Annotated in this window: 18 protein-coding genes and 1 other annotated feature; of the genes, 7 read left to right on the forward strand and 11 right to left on the reverse strand. The window is 39.8% G+C overall.

Annotated elements, in window-relative coordinates:
- The first annotated feature begins 208 nt into the window (after window positions 1-208).
- On the forward strand, window positions 209-811 hold the full coding sequence (gene rpsD, locus IHV10_RS15855) for a 30S ribosomal protein S4 (RefSeq protein WP_191751958.1): 603 nt from the start codon (window positions 209-211) through the stop codon (window positions 809-811).
- A 64-nt stretch (window positions 812-875) separates the two neighbouring features.
- On the opposite strand, the gene IHV10_RS23025 is transcribed toward rpsD, so the two are convergent.
- The 3 genes from IHV10_RS23025 to tyrS all read right to left on the reverse strand — a co-directional run bounded on the left by IHV10_RS23025 (window position 876) and on the right by tyrS (window position 4180).
- On the reverse strand, window positions 876-1805 hold the full coding sequence (locus IHV10_RS23025; RefSeq protein WP_197131651.1) for a methyl-accepting chemotaxis protein: 930 nt from the start codon (window positions 1803-1805) through the stop codon (window positions 876-878).
- Between the two features lie 147 nt (window positions 1806-1952).
- Entirely contained in the window at window positions 1953-2855 is a 903-nt protein-coding gene (locus IHV10_RS15865) for an aldo/keto reductase (protein ID WP_197131653.1), read from the reverse strand.
- 65 nt (window positions 2856-2920) lie between these two features.
- Complete coding sequence (gene tyrS, locus IHV10_RS15870; protein WP_197131655.1) at window positions 2921-4180, reverse strand: tyrosine--tRNA ligase; 1260 nt, start codon at window positions 4178-4180, stop codon at window positions 2921-2923.
- Between the two features lie 54 nt (window positions 4181-4234).
- Window positions 4235-4455: a binding site (T-box leader), on the reverse strand.
- 124 nt (window positions 4456-4579) lie between these two features.
- On the opposite strand from tyrS, the gene IHV10_RS23030 reads away from it, so the two are divergent.
- Window positions 4580-7456, forward strand: a complete 2877-nt coding sequence (locus IHV10_RS23030) for a transglycosylase domain-containing protein (protein ID WP_305069422.1) — start codon at window positions 4580-4582, stop codon at window positions 7454-7456.
- Between the two features lie 21 nt (window positions 7457-7477).
- On the opposite strand, the gene acsA is transcribed toward IHV10_RS23030, so the two are convergent.
- The gene (gene acsA / locus IHV10_RS15880) at window positions 7478-9193 is read right to left on the reverse strand and encodes an acetate--CoA ligase (RefSeq protein ID WP_197131658.1); all 1716 of its coding nucleotides are present in this window, start codon (window positions 9191-9193) and stop codon (window positions 7478-7480) included.
- Window positions 9194-9353: 160 nt separating this feature from the next.
- Here acsA and IHV10_RS15885 point away from each other — a divergent pair, with 160 nt between their 5' ends.
- The 3 genes from IHV10_RS15885 (at window position 9354) to IHV10_RS15895 (ending at window position 12031) form a co-directional block, all read left to right on the forward strand.
- Window positions 9354-9986, forward strand: coding sequence for a GNAT family N-acetyltransferase (locus IHV10_RS15885; RefSeq protein ID WP_197131661.1), 633 nt, complete (start codon window positions 9354-9356; stop codon window positions 9984-9986).
- A 250-nt stretch (window positions 9987-10236) separates the two neighbouring features.
- Entirely contained in the window at window positions 10237-10887 is a 651-nt protein-coding gene (locus IHV10_RS15890; RefSeq protein ID WP_197131663.1) for an acetoin utilization AcuB family protein, read from the forward strand.
- Window positions 10877-12031 (forward strand): acetoin utilization protein AcuC, encoded by a 1155-nt coding sequence (locus IHV10_RS15895; RefSeq protein WP_197131665.1) that lies wholly within the window; start codon window positions 10877-10879, stop codon window positions 12029-12031. Before IHV10_RS15890 ends, IHV10_RS15895 begins: the two co-directional genes overlap by 11 nt.
- 269 nt (window positions 12032-12300) lie before the next feature.
- Here the strand turns inward: IHV10_RS15895 and IHV10_RS15900 are convergent, their stop codons facing one another.
- The 3 genes from IHV10_RS15900 to IHV10_RS15910 all read right to left on the reverse strand — a co-directional run bounded on the left by IHV10_RS15900 (window position 12301) and on the right by IHV10_RS15910 (window position 15373).
- Window positions 12301-13002 (reverse strand): 5'-methylthioadenosine/adenosylhomocysteine nucleosidase, encoded by a 702-nt coding sequence (locus IHV10_RS15900; protein WP_197131667.1) that lies wholly within the window; start codon window positions 13000-13002, stop codon window positions 12301-12303.
- A gap of 21 nt (window positions 13003-13023) precedes the next feature.
- Window positions 13024-14025: a catabolite control protein A gene (gene ccpA / locus IHV10_RS15905; protein ID WP_197131669.1), complete on the reverse strand. Its 1002-nt coding sequence runs from the start codon at window positions 14023-14025 to the stop codon at window positions 13024-13026.
- A gap of 259 nt (window positions 14026-14284) precedes the next feature.
- Entirely contained in the window at window positions 14285-15373 is a 1089-nt protein-coding gene (locus tag IHV10_RS15910) for a bifunctional 3-deoxy-7-phosphoheptulonate synthase/chorismate mutase (protein WP_197131679.1), read from the reverse strand.
- A gap of 119 nt (window positions 15374-15492) precedes the next feature.
- Here IHV10_RS15910 and IHV10_RS15915 point away from each other — a divergent pair, with 119 nt between their 5' ends.
- Window positions 15493-17646, forward strand: coding sequence for a cell division protein FtsA (locus IHV10_RS15915; RefSeq protein ID WP_197131681.1), 2154 nt, complete (start codon window positions 15493-15495; stop codon window positions 17644-17646).
- 25 nt (window positions 17647-17671) lie between these two features.
- Here the strand turns inward: IHV10_RS15915 and ytxJ are convergent, their stop codons facing one another.
- From ytxJ to IHV10_RS15930, 3 genes are all read right to left on the reverse strand, one after another.
- Window positions 17672-18010, reverse strand: coding sequence for a bacillithiol system redox-active protein YtxJ (gene ytxJ / locus IHV10_RS15920; RefSeq protein ID WP_197131683.1), 339 nt, complete (start codon window positions 18008-18010; stop codon window positions 17672-17674).
- 82 nt (window positions 18011-18092) lie between these two features.
- Entirely contained in the window at window positions 18093-18509 is a 417-nt protein-coding gene (locus IHV10_RS15925; RefSeq protein ID WP_191751970.1) for a YtxH domain-containing protein, read from the reverse strand.
- Complete coding sequence (locus IHV10_RS15930) at window positions 18510-18965, reverse strand: DUF948 domain-containing protein (RefSeq protein WP_197131686.1); 456 nt, start codon at window positions 18963-18965, stop codon at window positions 18510-18512. It lies immediately after the preceding gene.
- A 177-nt stretch (window positions 18966-19142) separates the two neighbouring features.
- Between IHV10_RS15930 and IHV10_RS15935 the strand changes: the two genes are divergently transcribed.
- Window positions 19143-20255, forward strand: a complete 1113-nt coding sequence (locus IHV10_RS15935) for an aminopeptidase (RefSeq protein ID WP_197131689.1) — start codon at window positions 19143-19145, stop codon at window positions 20253-20255.
- Window positions 20256-20476: 221 nt separating this feature from the next.
- Here the strand turns inward: IHV10_RS15935 and murC are convergent, their stop codons facing one another.
- Complete coding sequence (gene murC, locus IHV10_RS15940) at window positions 20477-21784, reverse strand: UDP-N-acetylmuramate--L-alanine ligase (RefSeq protein ID WP_197131692.1); 1308 nt, start codon at window positions 21782-21784, stop codon at window positions 20477-20479.
- Between the last annotated feature and the right edge of the window lie 89 nt (window positions 21785-21873).

Below are 21873 nucleotides of genomic sequence, written 5' to 3' on the forward strand. Positions count from 1 at the left end.
AAGCTTATACTATTCTTTGTGTAAAATAAGCGGCACTGTGTCCATCATTTGTTTTTATTTTGTACCCTGGTTTTAATTAATCCGGGAACATCTCGTAGCTTCATGGCTGCTGAAGTGAAGATGTTTTTCATACAAAATATGCTCATGAAAAGGCCATAGTCACTGTTGTTGTTTTAACACAAACAAACATGTGAAGGAGGAGTCTATAATGGCTCGATATACAGGTTCAACATGGAAAGTTTCTCGTCGTCTTGGAATTTCTCTAAGCGGAACTGGGAAAGAACTTTCTAAGCGTCCATACGCACCAGGACAACATGGTCCAACTCAACGTAAAAAAATCTCTGAATACGGTTTACAATTACAAGAGAAGCAAAAGCTTCGTTACATGTACGGTGTAAACGAGCGTCAATTCCGCCGCATTTTTGATGATGCTGGTAAAATGACTGGTATCCACGGTGAAAACTTCATGATTCTTTTAGAATCTCGTTTAGATAACGTAGTTTACCGTCTTGGTCTTGCTCGCACGCGTCGTGCTTCTCGTCAACTAGTAAACCACGGTCACATCACAGTAAACGGAAAGCGTGTTGATATCGCTTCTTACCGTCTATCTGCTGGAGATGTAATCGGTGTTCGTGAAAAATCTCGTAACTCATCTGCTATTAAAGAAGCGATCGAAGTAAACAACTTCGTACCTGATTTCTTAACATTTGATGAAAACAAATTGGAAGGTACTTTCACTCGCTTACCAGAGCGCTCTGAACTTCCTGCTGAGATCACAGAACAACTTATCGTTGAATACTACTCTCGTTAATAAGAGTGAAGAAACCCCTAACACCTTTTCTAAAGGCATTAGGGGTTTTTCTTATTTTGTAGACCTATAGAAGTTCCTTAAACTTACTTGCCTGTGACTCCAACTGTCTCGCAGAAGTTTCGATACCTAAGAACTCTTGCATCGCTTGTTCGATCAATTGTTTGTTATTGGTTATCCCTTCTTGCGATCGGTGAGTCACATCATTGATCTTGTTTATCTCGCCAGTGATCCCTGAAATATGTGCATTCACTTCTTGGATAGAGTCTTGCACGCGATTAGCCAGTTTTCTAACCTCAACCGCCACAACGTTAAATCCTCTTCCATGATCACCAGCTCGAGCTGCTTCTATAGCTGCGTTCAACGCTAACAAATTGGTTTGTGCCGCAATTTCACGAATCGTTTTTACAATATCTTCTATAGAAGTAGCTTGCTTTTTCAGAGATTCTAATATAGATAAATTCTGTTGGGATTCAGACACTAATTTTTCGGTAGATAATGAAATCTCATTACTTTTCTTTAATCCTTCTTCCGCTCGTGTAAGCAATTCTAGGGACATCTGTTGTAGGTCGGAAGCAACCCTGATCGTATTATTTTCTCTATTCGTAATATCTGTTGCAATCTTTACCACAGCTGTCACTTTATGATTTTCATCCAGAACGGGTGTATACGTAGCTTCTAACCAAATCAAACGCTTTGATTTCGTTACACGTTGAATCTTTTCTTGAAATGTTTTACCTTCTCTTAGACTTCGCCAAAACCGATCATACTCACCGCTTCGCAAAAACTCTTCTGTGCAAAATTGCTTATGGACCAAAAACGGCATCTCATCAACATGGTATTCCACCGTTGTTGCAAAATTTTCATTTGCCCATAGTACTTTTCCATGAGGGTCAAATTCAATCATGGCTACTGATCGATCAATCGCTGCCAGTACAGCACTTTCATTCAAGACTTGTGAGCTCTTCGTAGAACTGTTGTTGCTTAATGTAATCATTGATGCATCCCCATCTTTTAGTATTTATTTCTAATATTATACTACTAAGGAACTAATTACTAACGAAATGTTCTATAGATATAATAAAAAAATCCACACATCATACTGTGTGGATTTCGACTTATTATTGAATGAGTAAAGTATGAATCAATCTACTTCTTTCCCCATACTTTCTTGTAAAATGTAGAACCATTGCTCGCGTGTTAGCGGTAAGTTTGCTGCATTTATCGCTGCCTCAATACGATTCATTTTTCCGCTACCAACAATCGGCATGACCTGTGCCGGGTGATTCAACAGCCATGCATAAGCTACTTCATCAATAGATGAGGCTTCTGTTTCACTAGCGACTATTTCTATAGCCTTTTTCACTCGTACCGCTTTTTCATCTTTTCCATTAAACAATCTTCCTCCAGCAAGCGGAGACCAAGCCATCGGTCTAACTTTTTCTTTTTGAAGGTGATTGATCGTGCCATCAAAGAAAGACTGTTCATGAAGAACGGACAACTCGATCTGATTCGTTACAAGTGGTCCATCATACTCATTTTGCAGCATTTCCATTTGTTTAGGTGTGAAGTTAGAAACACCGAAATGTCTCACTTTCCCCTCTTTTCTTAAGATGTGAAACGCTTCTGCTGTTTCAGCTGGGTCCATAAACGGATCTGGGCGATGAATCAATAGTACATCTACAAAGTCTGTGTTCATTTTTTTCAATGAATTTTCTGCAGAAGCGATGATGTGTTCTTTACTCGTATCATAAGATTTAATCGTATGATGTGGACGGTTTTCAGAAATGAGTTTAATACCACACTTAGTCACGATCTGCATTTCATGTCGTAAGGATGGTTTAAGAGCTAGGGCTTGTCCAAACAGCTCTTCACACATGTAATTACCATAAATATCAGCATGATCAAACGTTGTAATTCCTGCCTCTATACATCTTTCTATAAGTGAAAGAAGCTCTTCGGGAGAGAGATTCCATTCTGCTAAACGCCAATGTCCGTGAACGATCTGTGAAAACTGAAGGTCTTCTGCTAATTGAATTCTTTTCACAACAAACACATCCTTTAATAAAATTAGATAGGAACCCTGCTACGATTGGGTTCCTATCCTTCATTTTAATATCTGATCAAAGTGTATTTTTTCTTTCCGCGACGGATGATCACAAACTTATTTTCAATGCGGTCTTTTTCACCAATCATATATGCTGTATCTTGAATCTTTTCACCGTTGATTGATACAGCTCCGTTTGTTACATCTTCTCTTGCTTGCCGTTTAGATGGAGAAATCTTCGCATCAACAAGCAGATCTACAATGTTTAAGTCCTCCGTATTCGTTGCGTTAAATGACGGAACATCCTTGAAACCTTGTTCGATCTCAGCAGCCGTTAAGTCAGACAGATTTCCACTGAAGAGTGCTTCAGTGATTTTTACTGCTTGTTTGTATGCTGCTTCACCGTGAACTAAAGTTGTTACTTCTCGTCCTAACGCTTTTTGCGCCTCACGTTTTTCTGGCGCTTCAGCTAAGGATTTTTCAAGAGCTACAATTTCTTCTTTAGATAAGAATGTAAAGTATTTTAGCCAGTTGATTACATCAGCATCTGCTGCGTTTACCCAGAACTGGTAGAACTCGTATGGAGTCGTTTTTTCTGCATCTAACCAGATCGTTCCAGATGCTGTTTTACCAAACTTCGTTCCATCCGCTTTTGTGATTAACGGAATCGTTAGTCCGAAAGCCTTTTCTTCCTCGCCAGAACGACGAATCAATTCCATACCAGCTGTAATATTCCCCCACTGGTCACTTCCACCTATTTGAAGTTTTACGTTTTCTTTTTGGAAGAGGTTAAGAAAATCATACGATTGTAAAATCATGTAGGAGAACTCGGTAAAAGAGATACCCGCTTCTAATCGAGAGTCAACAGAATCCTTGGCAAGCATGTAGTTAACTGAGAAATTCTTTCCAACGTCACGAAGAAACTCGATCATCGTAAGTTGACTTAACCACTCATAGTTATTCACTGTCTTAGCAGGATTGTTTTCTCTTTCAAAATCAAGAAGTCTAGAAAGCTGATTTTTGATTTTATTTGTCCATTGAACAACAATCTCAGCTTCGTTCAATGTTCTTTCTGTTTGTCTACCACTTGGATCACCAATCAAACCTGTTCCCCCGCCAACTAGCGCAAAAGGTTGATGTCCAGCTTCTTGAAATCGTTTAAGTGTAAGAATCGGTAACAGGTTTCCAATGTGCAGGCTGTCAGCAGTTGGATCAAATCCGCAATAAAGCTTTACGATTCCGTTTTCAAGTTCTTTTTGCAATCCCTCTTGATCTGTTACTTGATTAAGAAGACCTCTAAATTCTAGATCTTGTAGAATATTCATTCCTATCTTTCCTTTCGTTGTTTAATGACAATAAAAAAAGTCCCTCTCCAGTTGGAAAGGGACGTGATGACAATCTCGCGGTACCACCCTAATTAAAAGCCCAAAAAAGGCTTTTCACTTCATTTCGTAACGGTTTTATCCGTTCTCTGCTACTTAACGTTCACAGAGACAGCTCCAGGAGGTAATTCACAGCATGCCTTTGCACTGGTTCGCATCAACCACCAGCTTTCTGAAACAGGGAGACACCTGCTACTCATTCCTATCTTCGCTTTCAACATATAATAATCTTCTTTTATTTTTACCACATAGTTGAATTTCATGTCAATCTTCATCTTCAAAAACGGTGTTCTATCATAAATCGACCTTATGTTATAATACACGAGGGGGAGGGATTACCAAATGATGTCTCGTTTTGATGAATTGAAGCAAAAATGGGAGAAATTTGTCCACTTTTTGAAAGAAAAAGGAATTATTCGAACAGCACGAATTACATATAACGTCACATGGAACATGTTCTTGATTGTAACTGTATTACTTATCCTCGGTGGTGTTTTCGCAGCAGGTGTAGGAGCTGGTTTCTTCGCTTCTCTTGTAAAAGACGAACCCGTGCGAGCTCACACTTCTATGAAAGAAGATATCTACAACTATGAAGAAACGAGTACCGCTTATTTCGCTAACAAAACATATCTAGGAAAGCTTCAATCTGATTTGGATAGGCAAGAGATCAGTTTAAAAGAAGTATCTCCTTATGTTTTAAAAGCTGTTATATCAACAGAGGATCAATATTTTTATGAACATGAGGGTGTTGTGCCAAAAGCAATATTCCGCGCCATGTTCCAAGAGTTTTCAGGTGCTTCTGTTGTAACAGGTGGAAGTACGCTAACTCAACAACTAATTAAAAATCAAATTCTAACGAATGAAGTATCTTTTGATCGAAAAGCAAAAGAAATTTTATTAGCAATGAGACTTGAAAAAGTACTCAAGAAAGATGAAATCTTAGAAGCTTACTTAAACATCGTACCTTATGGAAGAAACTCGTCAGGTAGAAACGTTGCTGGTATACAGGCTGCTGCAGAAGGTGTCTTTGGAGTACCTGCATCCAAGCTGAATTTAGCTCAATCCGCATACCTATCTGGACTACCAAAGAACCCTTTCGTTTATACCCCTTTTAATAAAGGTGGGGAGCAAAAGAAAGACATGTCTGCCGGCATAAAACGTATGCAAACTGTTCTAAGCCGCATGTTATCTGCCGGGTCTATTACACAAGCAGAATATGATGAGGCAATGAAATATGATATAAAAAAGAATCTAACAACTAAAAAGCAATCTTCATATGAGAGATATCCATACTTGACTGTTGAAATCCAAAGACGAACAGTGGATTTACTGACAAAGTTGAACGCTGAAAAAGATGGAAAAAAACTAAGCGATTTAAATGCTGAGGAATTAAAAGAGTATGAGGATAATGCCCGAACTCAAGTTAGGCAAAAGGGAATTAAAATTTTCACAACCATCGATCAAAAAATATACGATGATATGCAGCAAGTAGTGAAAAATGATAATTTATTCGGTCCTGCTAATCAATACGTGTATAACAGCAAAGGCCAAAGAATTAAACTTGATAAACCCGAACCTGAAGAAGTCGGTGCAACCTTGATAGAAAATAAGACAGGAAAGATCATCAGTTTTGTTGGAGGACGTGATTTTAACCGCGAACAAACCAACCATGCGATGAGAGCTCCTCGTCAAAATGGATCAACGATGAAACCATTGCTTGCTTATTCTTACGCATTGGAAACAGGTAAAGTTCAACCAGGTTCAATCGTTCCTGATACACCAATTGCATTAGGAACATGGAAGCCAAATAACTATGATATGGATTTCGATGGTCTTGTATCAGTTCGACATTCTTTAAAAAAATCAAGAAATATACCAGCTATTAAATCTTATCAACGTGTAGATCATATGAAAGCTACTGAGAAACTAATGCAGATGGGTGTAACGAGCCTTACGAAAGGCGATCGTACACAAAATGCAATGGCTCTGGGTGCCTTAGATGTAGGTATTACAGTTGAAGAAAACGTTAACGCTTTCTCTACCTTCGCAAACGGAGGAAATTTTGTTGATGCATATATGATTGAACGCATTGAATCTAATGATGGTGAAGTCATCTACCAACATAAGAGTGAAGCGAAACCAGTATATAGTCCACAAACATCCTATCTATTAATTGACATGATGAGAGATGTTCTGTCTTCTGGAACGGCATCAGGTGTTCCTCGCAAACTAGCTTTCCAATCAGATTGGGCTGGTAAAACAGGAACAACAAATGCCGATAAAGACTCATGGTTTGTTGCATCAAATCCTAACGTAACGTTCGGTGTTTGGATTGGTTATGATACTCCAGCTGACCTAGCGGGTAACACCGGGCAAAGAAACCAAACAATATGGGCACAACTTATAAATGCTGCTTATAAACATTCACCACAGCTCGTAGACGCTGAAAAGCAATTCGCAATGCCTTCAGGAATCGTACGTCGTGAGATCTGTGGGATATCGGGTAAACTGCCTTCTGATCTTTGTCGAAGTGCTGGACTCGTAACGACTGATCTGTTTAATGCGAAGTTCACACCTAATGAAGTGGACGACACACTCTCAAAAGGTCGTTATGTGCTTGTAGGCGATGCGAAATATAAAGCACTTCCTTCAACACCACAAGAGTTTACAAAAGATGGTGTTCTGATTAAGGAAGAGTTCCTCCGCGAACTTGGATTAGAAGCGCTAAACAAATTAACGAATACAACGAATCTATTGAACAACATTGTTCCTGAAAAAGAGTTAAAAGAGAACGGCAAAGTTCCTTCCGCTGTTGCGGGCGCAAAAATGTCGGATGGCGTGCTTTCTTGGGCGTCACATGGAGAGAATGATGTAATTGGTTACCGCATCTATCACTCTTCAGATGGTACATCATTTAAGAAGATCGGTTCTGTAACCGCTGATAAAACTTCTGCAAAAGTTCCTGCCGGAGTCGTTTATGTTACAGCAGTGGATATTGCAGGTAAGGAATCTCCCGCACAGACAAAAGTTCAGGTCGGTGAAAAGAAACCACCAGCTGAGCCACCATCACCTCCAACAGAAGGAGATGGAGATAAGCCTGATAAGCCTGATGAGCCACAAGATCCACCGCCGCCACCAACTGAACCTACAGATCCTGGCACTGGTGATCCGCCACCAGCCACAACACAAAACAATAATAAGAAAAAACCCTCGAATTGATTCGAGGGTTTTTCATTGTTATTAATCTTCCATCGTAGAAAGATCACCTGTCGGTAGATCAAGTTCCCACGCTTTAAGAACACGACGCATAATCTTACCACTTCTTGTCTTCGGAAGCTTATCACGGAATTCTATTTCACGTGGTGCCGCATGTGCAGCAAGACCAGCTTTTACAAAACTACGGATTTCCTCGATCAGCTCATCACTTGCTTCATAGCCAGAACGAAGGGCGATGAACGCCTTAATAATCTCTCCTCGAACAGGATCGGGTTTTCCGATAACACCGGCTTCCGCAACAGCAGGGTGTTCTACGAGTTTACTTTCCACTTCAAACGGCCCGACTCGTTCTCCAGAAGTCATGATAACATCATCAATTCTACCTTGGAACCAGAAGTAGCCATCTTCATCCATATAAGCAGAATCTCCGGAAACATACCAACCACCTGGCGTGAAATATGAATCGTATTTTTCAGGATTGTTCCAGATTGCTCGCATCATGGACGGCCATCCTTTTTTGATAGCAAGATTGCCCATACGATATGGTGGTAAAATGTTATCTTGGTCGTCAATGATCGCTGCTTCTATCCCTGGGAACGGTTTACCCATCGAACCAGGTTTAATTTCCATCGCTGGGTAGTTGCTGATTAACTGACCACCTGTTTCCGTCATCCACCAGTTATCATGTATCCGTAAGTTAAACACCTTCATTCCCCATCTAACGACCTCGGGGTTAAGAGGTTCACCTACACTTAAAATATGTCGAAGTGAAGACATATCAAATTTCTTTACCACTTCGTCTCCAGCGCCCATCAACATACGAAAAGCAGTTGGAGCACTGTACCAGATTGTTACACCATAATTTTCAATCGTTCCATACCAATCTTCAGGAGAGAAACGCCCCCCGCGAATGACACTTGATGTACCGTTCAACCATGGCCCGAATATGCCATAGGAAGTTCCTGTCACCCAGCCCGGATCTGCCGTACACCAGTAAACATCATCTTCTTTTAGATCAAGTACCCATTTTGAAGTTTGAAAATGCTGAAGCATCGCATTATGAACATGAAGCACACCTTTTGGTTTCCCCGTCGATCCAGACGTATAGTGAAGGATTAATCCATCTTCACGATCCACCCATTCAATATCTAGATCCTTCGATGCTTTTTTCATACGATCAAAATAATTTACATATGGTCCCTCTTCTTTAATATCTTCTCCTACCAAAATTACATTCTTCAATTTCGGCAGTTCATCAACCGGGACACGCTCTAATAGCGATGGCGTGGTAACAAGCACTTTTGCCTCACTATCTTCAAGTCTATCTCTTACTGCTCCCTCCATAAATGCTTCAAACAATGGGCCAACGATTGCTCCGAGCTTGATCGCACCAAGGAACGTAAAGTAAAGTTCAGGTGAACGCGGCATGAAGATGAAGACGCGATCTCCTTTTTCAACACCTATTTGGCGTAACATATTCCCCGCTTTGTTAGACATCTCTTTCATGTCTTTAAACGTATACTTCTCATCTCTTTTTTGATCTGAAAAGTAGAGTGCTACTTTGTTTTTACGATGGGATGCTGCATGACGGTCTATAGCTTCATATGCCATATTAACTCGTCCTGTCTTGTGCCAGGAGAATTCTTTTTCAATGTCTTTCCAATCAAATGCTCCGTATGTAGCCTCATAATCTTGTAGATTAAAATCACCTTTTATAATCGGAAGCGCTTCCAGTTTCATTGCCAAATCTCCCTTCCCTTTTGGATATCCCTTTAATTATATCATATTATCTAAATTTTTTAACTTATTAGAACTATCTATAAAAACCGTTATGTAAACCCTTACAACATGGTTTTATGTTGTATAATAGAAGTTGGAAACCAACCTAGGTGGTGTAAAAATGAAACATACGAAAACATACAACTGTATAGCACTAAAAACGAGTCATGGAACAATTACCGTCGAAGGACCTGTATCAGCAGAAACGTTAGAAGGTCTTTCTTTCCATGAAGATTTAAAAGCATTCAGGCCAGCTCAAGAGCAAAAAAAAGCAGTTACCGAAATCGCGAGGCTAGCCGAAGGAAGAATCATTATCGCAAGAAATAAAGATACCATAGTCGGTTATGTTACATATGTCTATCCTGATCCATTAGAACGCTGGTCAGAAGGAAACATGGAAAATCTATTAGAACTAGGTGCGATCGAGGTCATTCCTGATTATCGAAACTTTAAAGTTGGAAAAACACTATTAAAAGTTTCCATGATGGATGATGCCATGGAAGACTATATTATTATCACAACAGAATACTATTGGCACTGGGACTTAAAAGGAACGAAACTATCCGTTTGGGATTACCGAAAAGTCATGGAAAAGATGATGAATGCAGGTGACCTTGAGTATATGGCAACAGATGATCCTGAAATTAGTTCGCACCCAGCCAATTGTTTGATGGTCCGTATCGGAAAAAGAATCGACTTAGACACGATTCAACAGTTTGACCGGCTGCGTTTTAAGAATCGTTTTATGTACTAATAAACTTTTAGGATGTTTTTCTTTTACTTCATATGCAATTTGATAGAAGCGCAAGGTTGCCGACTCCTATGGGACGAGCGGTCAGGTGGAGACTCCTAAAGGCGTATAACGGCAGGAGGCTCACCGCACGCCCCATGGAAAGCGAGTAACCTGGAGCGGAAATCAACTACTTTCATGAGCAACAGTGTATACGAAAACAGCATAATAAAAATATCACTTTATAGAGAGAAATCAAATGGGAGTGTTACATATGATCGTTCAAAATATGATGCAAAAGAATGTTGTAACGATTCATGAAAGCGAGACGATCGGTACAGCCATTCAACTAATGCTAGAAAAAGATGTTCGAAACTTGCCTGTCATTGATAACAACGGAGATCTACTAGGACTTGTTACAGATCGTGAAGTGAAGGATGCCAGTCCATCTATTTTTCACCAGAACGAACACCCAGAAGATTTTGAGAAGCCTGTTTCAAGCATTATGAAACAAGCTACCTTTTCAGCTCATCCTTTCGATATCGCAGAAGAACTTTCCACGATTTTTTATGAACATAATGTAAGCTGTATTCCTGTACTTGAAGAGACGAAGTTAGTTGGTCTAGTAACTGAACGAGAGATGCTTCATGCTTTTATCTTATTAACAGGTACTCATCAACCGGGGTCTCATCTAGAGGTAGCCGTCCCGAACGAGTCTGGTGAACTGGCTAAGGTTGCGAGTGTGTTGAAAGATTTTCACTTGAACATCAGCTCTGTCCTTGTCTATCCGTCTCATAATGAGCGAGAAAAGATTATCGTATTTCGTGTTGGTACGATGAACCCACTTCCGGTCATCGAACACTTGATTGAAAACGGCTATGAAGTGAAGTGGCCACCTGTTCCGGGTGAACTCGATGAAAAATGATTCCGTTTTTGTTTATTCACCAGATCTTTTAGGATATAAGTTCAGTGACACCCACCCTTTCAATCAGCTTAGAGTACAACTTGCTTATGAGTTGTTAAGAGATTCAGGGTGTTTGGATGACAATCAGATTGTCTTACCTAGACAAGCGACAGATGAAGAGATCATGATGATTCATGATTCAGGGTATGTGGAAGCCGTAAAGCAGGCTGGAAAAGGACTGCTTAACCGTGAGATCGCTCTAAACTATGGACTTGGTACAGAAGATACTCCCATTTTTCCAAATATGCATGAAGCCAGCAGCTGGATCGTCGGTGCTACTCTTACAGCTGTAGATCATGTCATGGAAGGAAAGTCCAAGCATGCTCTTAGCCTCAGCGGTGGACTTCATCACGGTTTTAGAGGCAAAGCTTCTGGATTTTGTATCTACAATGACAGTTCAATCGCAATCGAATATATGAAACGAAAATATAATGCACGTGTTTTATATGTCGATACGGATGCCCATCATGGTGATGGTGTGCAGTGGGCTTTTTATGATGATCCAGATGTTTGCACACTTTCCATCCACGAAACAGGACGCTACTTATTTCCTGGAACAGGATCAATCCATGAAAAAGGAGCTGGCAAAGGGTATGGCTTCTCCTTTAATGTTCCTGTTGATGCCTTTACAGAAGATGAATCCTTCTTAGAGTGCTATGAAAGAAGTTTGTGGGAAGTGGCAGATTTTTTTAAACCGGACGTCATCATTACCCAAAATGGTGTTGATGCTCATTATTATGATCCTTTGACTCATTTGTCCGTAACGATGAAAACGTATACTGAAATTCCAAGGATCGCAAAGAAAGTCGCCGAAAAATATTGCGGCGGCCGCTGGATTGCAACAGGCGGTGGCGGTTATGATATTTGGCGTGTCGTTCCGAGGGCTTGGTCTTACCTTTGGTGTGTCATGAACGATCAAGCACCTTCCGGACAGATAGCAGAGAACTGGCTAAAGCGTTGGACGAGTGAGGCGAAGTATCCGCTTCCTCCTACATGGGAAGATGAATCCGGAATCTATAAACCAATTCCAAGAAAAGAAGAGATCACATCAAAAAACAGAGCAACATTGGAAAAAAGCTTATATTCCATTAAAAAGAGTTCATAAAAAAAGAGGACTATACCGTTTAGTCCTCTTTCTTTATACTTTTTGAGCCGGAAAACAGCTGTTCAAGCCATATTCTCTAATGAACATATTCATAATTTCACGGTAATCGAAAATATATCCACGGTAAATAGAATTAATTTCACGGTAATGTAAATTAATTTCACGGATAAAAATTTTTAACCACTTTTCGACAAATCCATAAGACCTCATGACCCTCAACCAAAAAAACTGACCCGTCCATTGACGGGTCAGTTCTCCAAAGTCACATTCTATAATGATTCTATAATGCTTTCGACCATGTCTGACGAACGACGTGCAGCTAATGCGGTGAATTCAGCAAAGCTAGCTGGCGCTTCACCGTTTGCTTTATCAGAGATCGAACGGATGATCACGAACGGTACTTCATTTAAGAATGAAGCCTGAGCTACTGCTGACCCTTCCATTTCAATGCAAGTTCCATTGAAAAGAGCAGAATATACTTCAACCAGTTCTCGATCAGCGATAAACTGATCACCGCTCAGTACTTTTCCGATCTTCACTTTCGGTCCTTGTAATCTTTCTGCTGCTGTTTCTGCAAGTTTTACTAACTGAGCATCTGCTTTAAACTCAGAATCAAACGCGAACATCGGAATCGTTCCTTTTGGAAAGTCAGGGCTCAATGCAGATGCATCCATATCGTGCTGCATCGCACTTGATGAGATTACAATGTCTCCTACTTCAAGTTCAGGATCAAGTGCACCTGCAACTCCTGTAAAAAGAACATGAGTAACTTGAAAGCGATCGATAAGAATCTGTGTGGTAATCGCTGCGTTAACTTTCCCTACGCCAGACTTACATAAAACGATTTCTTTGTTATGATGTGTACCTTCATAAAATTTATTTTGAGCAAAAACGCTCTCCCCATAAATATCCAGTGCTTCTTTCATATAAACGATTTCCTCGTCCATCGCACCGATGATGCCAATCCTCACTTCGCCCACCTCAACACTTCGTTATTGTTTTGTAGAATCTCTGAATTGAATACGATGAGGCAATACTACCGTATGTTCTTCAACTGTTTCTTTGTTCATTAGTTTTGTTAACAAGCGCATCGCTACAGCTCCGATATCATACATTGGCTGAACGACCGTTGATAATGTCGGACGCACCATAGTAGCAAGTCTTGTGTTGTCAAACCCGATCACTTCAATATCTTCTGGCACGCTCAAACCTCGGTCTTGTGCACCATGGATCACACCTAGTGCCATTTCATCCGTACCTACAAAGACAGCTGAAGGTTTGTTTCCACTGTCTAAGAAGCTTTCAATCGCTTCAATTCCAGAATCATATGTGTATTCACCAACGAATACTTGACTTTCATCAACCTTCTTACCGTGCTCTTCTAACGCTTTACGGTAACCGTTAAATTTGTAATAACCGTTGATCGGATCTTCTAATGGGCCAGTTACCATCGCAACAGAAGAATGACCTTTTTCAAGCAAGTGAGAAACTGCTTCATAAACAGCATTTTGATAATCGATGTTTACAGATGGAACTTCTTCGTTCATATCCACAGTAGCAGCCATTACGATCGGAACTGCCGCACGCTTGAATTCCTCTACATGCTCTTCTGTGATCTTCCCGCCCATAAATACAATGCCGTCCACTTGCTTACCTAGTAAAGTGTTTAACAGATGGATCTCTTTGTCCTTGTTCTGATCTGAGTTACAAAGGATAATGTTGTATTTATACATGGTGGCAATATCTTCAATACCACGAGCTAATTCCGCAAAAAAGATGCTAGAGATATCCGGAATGATAACGCCGACCGTTGTTGTTTTCTTGCTTGCTAATCCCCTTGCTACTGCATTCGGGCGATAACCTAATCTTTCAATCGCTTCAAGTACTTTCTTTCTAGTAGATGGCTTGACGTTTGGGTTTCCGTTAACAACACGAGAAACCGTTGCCATTGAGACACCTGCCTCACGAGCTACATCATAAATTGTTGTATTCAAAAAAAATCCTCCTTATATACTGCATATCCGACAGCTATGTAATGCTATTATCATACGATAAAGTAGTAAAGTAGGCAACGAATAGAGACATGTTTCACCATTTATTCATACATTAAAAAAAGAATAAAATAAAATGAACCTATTTTACTTATTTTTGGCGAAAAAAGGCAGAATCATACGCTTTTTTAGAGTAGTTGTTTGCATATAAAAAAACCGGCAGCTAAATCCTTAAGCTCACCGGTCCTATGTTGATCACTTATTAAACCATTTGATTGATTTTAAGAAAACGTGAGGAAACAAGTTCTTCAACAAATACTTCAAATTCTTCGATGTTCATCTGCTGTGCAGCATCTGATAAAGCCACTGCTGGATCAGGATGTACTTCTGCCATCACGCCATCCGCTCCGATCGCAAAAGCTGCCTTCGCTGCTGGCAGGAGCAAATCTTTTCTTCCCGTTGAATGGGTGACATCTACAAACACAGGCAGATGGGTTTCTTGTTTTAAAATCGGTACGGCTGTAATATCTAATGTGTTTCGTGTCGCTCGTTCATACGTTCGAATCCCTCTTTCACAAAGGATGATCTGCCCGTTTCCTTGCGACATGATATACTCCGCTGAATTAATGAACTCCTCTAACGTTGCTGCCAGTCCTCTTTTTAATAGAACAGGCTTATTGAGCTTCCCTGCTGCTTTCAACAGCTCATAGTTCTGCATGTTTCGAGCACCAATTTGGATGATGTCTAAATACTCACACGCCATATCAAGGTCTTGTGGATGGACGATCTCACTGATCACCGCACAATTGTATTCATCTGCCACTTTTTTTAGAATCTGAAGTCCTTCCACACCTAATCCTTGGAAATCGTAAGGTGACGTTCGTGGTTTGAATGCTCCTCCTCGTAATAGTCTTACCCCATTCTTTGTAACAGCATCTGCTACAGAAGCTGTTTGTTCATAACTCTCTACAGCGCACGGCCCAGCAATCAAAATAGGATTTCCGTTTCCGATCTCCATCCCCTTAACAGAGATAACCGTATCTTCAGGTCTTTGCTTTCTAGAGACAAGAAGCTCCTTTTTATGATCTACTTCCTGTAATTCTAGACCTGCTTTAAATATTTCTTTAAAAAGATGCTGAAGAGTACTCGTTTCAAATGGCCCCTCATTATCTGTTGAAATGAGATCTAACATATGTCTTTCTCTAACAGGATCGTACTTCTTCATACCTTGATCTGATTTGATCTTACCGATCCGCTGAACAAGCTCACCACGTTTATTGATTATCGCTAATAACTCTTTATTCACATCATCAAGTTCTGCTCGTAACGTGTTTAATTCTAGATGATTCATATCTTAGCACCTCAGTATTTATATAATGTAAGAAATATGATACATTTCTAATAATTAGGACGTTTTCTATCACTTATAAGACTACCTATACATCTATCGTAACAAAAAGAGGTGCCTTCGTGGACAAAAATCTTTTATTCGCATTAGATATCGGTACACGCTCCGTGGTCGGTATGATTTTAAAGCAGCATGAAAACGGAAAGTATGAAATTTTACATAAAAAAATGATCGAACATGAAGAGCGCTCTATGCTTGATGGCCAGATCCACCATATCCCTGCTGTTGCTAAAGTGATCAGGACTATAAAAAATCAGCTCGAACATGAAGTAGGTTCGCTTTCTAAAGTTTGTGTTGCTGCAGCAGGAAGAGCTCTTAAGACCGTGAAAGGCCGTTCTGAAAAAGATCTCTCACTTGGTGATATCACTTCAAATGAAGAAGTGATCCATATGGAACTTGCAGCGGTTCAGCAAGCTCAATATCAATTAGCGAGCTTATTAGATGAAAACTCCAATTTAATCTACGATTGCGTTGGATATTCTGTCCTTCATTATTATCTCGACGAGCAGGAGATCGGGAGCTTTATCGGTCAGCAAGGAAACAGAGCTAGTGTAGAAGTTATCGCTACATTTTTACCGAGAGTAGTTGTAGATTCCTTAATGAAAGCTCTAGACGAAGCTGGCCTTGAAATGGAAGCTCTAACGTTAGAACCGATCGCAGCCATCAATGTGCTGATTCCGCCTTCTATGCGTAAGTTAAATGTAGCTCTTGTTGACATTGGAGCAGGTACTTCAGATATCGCGATAACTGCTCAAGGAACAGTTATTGCATATGGTATGGTACCGGTCGCAGGGGATGAAATTACGGAAGCAGTCAGTTCTGAGTTTTTGTTGGATTTTCCTGTAGCTGAGCAGATTAAACGTTCGTTAACGCAAGAATCTGAAATAACATACACAGATATCTTAGGATTTCCATCCAAGAAAGTCACATCTGAAGTGATTTCAACGATAGCCTATTCGATCGACAATTTGGCAGAAGGAGTTACAAATGAAGTCCTTCGCTTGAACGGCAAAGCACCACAGGCGATCATGCTTGTGGGAGGAGGCAGTTTAACACCTCTATTACGCGAGAAAGTCGCTGAAAAGCTTACCCTGCCAATCGAGCGAGTTGCGATTCGTGGTCTTAACGCCATCCAATCATTGATCCCATCATTAAAAGAAGATGGCCCTGAACTCGTAACACCTGTAGGTATCGGTATTGCGGCTAAAGAAAATCCGGTTAAATATGTAACCGTCTCTGTGAATGGAAAGACAATACGTTTATTTCAAGTAAAAAAACTTACGATCGGTGATGCCTTGATCGCTGGAGGAGCTGATCTTTCGAAACTTTACGGTAAACCTGGAATGGGATTGATGGTTTCTGTGAATGGGAAAGTGAAGATGTTTAAAGGAAAGATCGGTTCAGCTCCTACCATTGAGATGAATGGTGTTCCTTGCACGCTATCAGATGAAATCTTAGAGGGTGCAATCATCCATTATGAACCTGGAAATAACGGGGAGGATGCGGAAATCTCGATAAAAGACGCAATTGATGATCACTCTGTCAAAACGTTATGGGTGAACGGGGAAGCTGAGACATTTGAAACACATTATTATATAAATGAACAACGTGTATGCGCCAATACTTTATTATCTGATAGAGATGATTGTTATTATCGCTTCCCTTCAACCCTTTCAGATATTTTTGATCTAAAAAAGTGGAGTATCGAAACAAAGAATTTGGATTTTACTCTTTTTGTAGATGGTAAACCGCTCTCTCTTCCTACTACAATCACGAGTACGGTGCATCTAAACGATCTAAGTGTTACCCTTCATACAGAATGGAACGACGGAGATCGTTTAGATTATCAACGTTCTGAAGAAGAGCAAGTAACTTTGAAACATGTAACGAACGCACTAGACCTAAACCTTCATCAGTCATGTACGGTTATTTTTAATGAAGAAGAACTGACTCTTGTAAGACCACTTTATACGTTCTACCGTGAAGAGGAAAAACTGTGTAGCGATTCAGTTCTTCATAGTCAGGAAAGACTTTTGATGAAAAAGGCCAATCAACAACCGTTTATTTTTCAAGACGTTTTTACAGAAGTGGAACTTACACTTCAACCAAAACCAGGTGAGAGCCTGATTTTGTTAAAGAACGGAGAAAAAGCCGGCTTTCAAACCGAAATACAAACAGGTGATCAACTACTATTAAAATTTGAAGTACTAGTTTAAAAAGAAAAAAGCGTAGCAATTTCTGCTACGCTTTTGTTTTTTCGTTCGCTTGTGCAAGCTTCTTATTCGTTATATTCCAGTGTGAATCATGCCAAACCACGTTATTTCCATCGAAAATTAAAACTTGAGGAGATTCGTGCTTCACTCCTGTTTGCTCAGCAATCGCATTACTTAGTGGTCTTGAATCTTGCACGTTCAGATAATACAACGTTTCATTCTCGTTATCAGCTGCAAACTTTTGGAATTCTTTAAAAGCTTCATGACTTACGGGACATGTTGTACTGTTTTTCATCAAGATAATGCGGTTTCTTTGTTCTTTTACTAAATTCCAATCTTGTTCGTTTTGTAATTGAATGAGTGACATATCGATTTCTACCTCCATAATAAAAAGAAAAGAAAAAGAAACAAGTTCTTTTTCTTATCTTTTCATATTCACACCATACTTATCAATATTTTTGCTCTACTAATTCTTGCTCATTAGCAGGATCATAATCCAGCTTACCTTCATCTTGGATATCGTCTGTAATCTCACCATACAGTTCAGACGCGTTTTCTTCTTCTTTCGCACGCCACTTATCAATATCCTTGCGAAGATTTGAAGTTAGATCTTTAACCTTTGTTGCGACTTGGTTAGATTGTTCAGATACGGTCTTAACAATGTTTGAGGATTTTTCACGAGCCAAATGAGAGATCTCATTACTTTTATCCTTTAAATAGACAGCTTGTTCATTCAGATCGCTTCGCAATTCCTTCCCTGCTTTAGGCGCTAATAATAGCGCTGCTGCAGCCCCTAACATGCCACCAACAAGAGCACCGATGATAAAATCTTTGCTATCAATGTTTTGATTGTTGTTGTTGCTCATTTACACTCCTCCTCTGGAATATTGATTTGTCGCTGTGTCAACATTGGATTTTTTGAGTTTGTATTTTCCCCATAAATTCAATGCTGCATTTCCCCATTGAACCGCTTGCGATATTTGTTTAGACTGTCGCTCTGTTTCAACCGTAATCTGGTCTGTTACTTTGCGGACAGATTGGTTCACCTTTTGAACGGATTGACCGAAATCCTGAACTGCAGAAAACACGTTGTTAAGAGAATCTGATTTCTTTTGAACATCCTCGGCTAACTGGTTTGTTTTATGTAACAAATCGGTTGTCTCGCGCGTTACGCCATCTAATTGCTTCTCTAGACTTTCTAGCGTTACCGCGACATGATTGAGGGTAATTTGTAATGATTTCAAAGCCCCTGATAAAAAATAAACGAGTACGACAAATGCAACTGCGACTAATGCTACACTGATTGAGATAATGATATCCATTATTCGAGACACCTCCTGAAAGTATATTATTGCTTTTTCCCGAGTTTTTATCAAAGGAAACGTGTTTTTTTATAGTATTCTTTACCACTTCATTAAAATCCTTTTCTAGAACATTACAAATTGTTTAAATTAAGTTAAAATAAAGAAGATATCAAATATATAGGGGGCTTCTTCAACATGAGAGATCCAAGAATTCAACAACTAGCAAAAAACTTGATTACATATTCAGTAAATTTGCAAAAAGGTGAAAAAGTATTGATTGAAAACTTCGGCCTGCAAAAAGAACTCGTGAACGCACTTGTTCAAGAAGCATATGCTGCTGGCGGTTTTCCATTCGTTCTACTAAAAGACCATTCTGTAATGCGCGCTCAATACACACAAGCAACTGAAGAACAAATGGAGATGATCGCTAAACACGAAGGTGATCTTATGAACCAGATGGATGCTTATATTGGTCTACGTTCAGGTGACAACATCAACGAAATGTCTGATGTACCTTCCGAAAAAATGGCGCTTTACGAAAAAACAATCTTTGCAATGCACCGTAAGATTCGTATCAAAAAGACGAAATGGTGTGTGCTTCGTTACCCGAACGCATCTATGGCACAATCTGCAAGCATGAGCACAGAAGCTTTCGAAGATTTCTATTTTGAAGTATGTAACCTTGATTATGGAAAAATGGATGACGCCATGACTGCACTAAAAGACCTCATGGATAAGACAGATAAAGTTCGCATCACAGGACCTGGAACAGATCTATCGTTCTCGATCAAAGATATTCCATCCATTAAATGTTCTGGACAAAACAACATTCCAGATGGTGAAGTGTTTACAGCTCCAGTTAAAGATTCTGTTAGCGGAACGATTTCTTATAACACGCCGTCACCCTATAACGGCTTTACGTTTGAAAATGTGCAGTTAACGTTTGAGAACGGGAAGATTGTAAAAGCGACAGCTAACGATTCTGAGCGTATCAACAAGATTTTTGATACGGATGAAGGTTCTCGTTATGTAGGTGAATTTGCGATCGGTGTAAATCCGTTCATCAAGCATCCGATGAAAGATATTCTTTTCGATGAGAAGATCGACGGCAGCTTCCACTTTACGCCTGGTCAAGCGTATGAAGAGGCGTATAACGGAAATGAATCAAACATCCATTGGGATATGGTCATGATCCAACGTCCTGATTACGGCGGAGGAGAAATCTTCTTTGACGATGTGTTGATTCGTAAAGATGGCGTTTTCGTTCTTCCTGAATTAGAGCAATTAAACCCTGAGAATTTAAAATAATACTAGTAGAAATGCTCATGTAAGTAGTTGATTTTCGTTCCAGGATGCTCGCTTTCCGGGGCGGCGTGCCGTGAACCTCCTAGCGCTCTGCGCTGTTAGGAGGCTCACCTTGCACTACAATCAACTTATCAATGAAGCACTAGCCTTCACAGGTATAAATTTTCACGAATTAATCAAAAGAAAATACAAAAAAGACTTGCCGTCAGGCAAGTCTTTTTTTCTTAAGGTTTTGCAGTCAGTGTTTCCTCGTATGCTCTTTGGAATTTTTGAATATCTCCAGCACCCATGAACAATAAAACACCGTCATTGTATTTTTTTAGTACATCCACTTTATCTTCTGTAATGAATTGTGCGTTAGGGATTTTTTCTATCAAATTCTCGATCGAAAGATTCCCCGCATTCTCTCTTGCAGAACCAAAAATATCACATAGATAAACGTGATCTGCTTCACTTAAGGCTGCTGCAAATTCATCTAGAAACGTCTTTGTTCGTGTAAATGTATGTGGTTGGAAGATCGCTACCACTTCACGATTTTTATACTTGTACTTTGTTGCTTCAATCGTTACTTTAATCTCAGTCGGATGATGAGCATAGTCATCGATCAGAATTTGGTCACCTACTGATTTTTCAGAGAAACGTCTTTTAACCCCTGTGAAGCTCTTTAATTGCTCTTTAATGATATCCATCGGTAATGTTTCATAATGACAGATCGCAATGACTGCAAGGGCGTTCAAAACGTTATGTGTGCCGTATCCTGGAATCTGGAACGTCCCATAAAACGTGTTGCGAACAAATACATCAAATGTTGTTCCTTCATCACCACGATTAACATTCTTTGCTTGGAAATCATTATGATCACCAAAACCATAGAACACAACAGGTACTTGTGCATGAATTTCTTGAAGATTTGCATCATCACCACATGCGATGATCGCCTTTTTAACCTGCATCGCCATAGCCTGGAATGCACTGATTACATCTTTTAAATCAGAAAAATAATCAGGATGATCAAAATCAATGTTTGTGATTATCGCATAATCAGGATTATATGATAAGAAATGTCTGCGATATTCACATGCTTCAAACACAAAGTATTCGCTGCCTTTGCTGCCTTTACCTGTTCCATCACCGATCAAATAGGAAGTAGGTTTTGCTGCACCTACAACATGTGCTAGTAATCCTGTAGTTGACGTTTTTCCGTGCGATCCCGTAACGGCGATCGATGTAAAGTTAGATAGATACTCTCCAAGAAAATGGTGATATCTATGAATAGGTATATTTTTTTCATTTGCAGCTTGAATCTCTTCATGCTGTTCGCCAAAAGCATTACCCGCGATAATCGTTTGACCTTCTTCAACGTTGTTCTTGTCAAACGGTAACACCGGTATGTTTTTCTCTTCAAGTGCTGTTTGAGTAAAGATATATTGCTCAATATCAGATCCTTGAACATCATGACCAGTGTCATGAAGGATTTGTGCCAACGGGCTCATTCCTGTCCCTTTAATTCCAATAAAATGGTATTTTGTCATGTATAGCCCTCCACAAAAAGAACACCTTCTAAAAGGCCTATTTGTATTATTATATGCCTGCTGTTTGAATCGGTTATTTATGCACAGTC

The sequence above is a fragment of the Fictibacillus sp. 5RED26 genome (assembly GCF_015903895.1).
Lineage (GTDB): Bacteria > Bacillota > Bacilli > Bacillales > Fictibacillaceae > Fictibacillus > Fictibacillus phosphorivorans.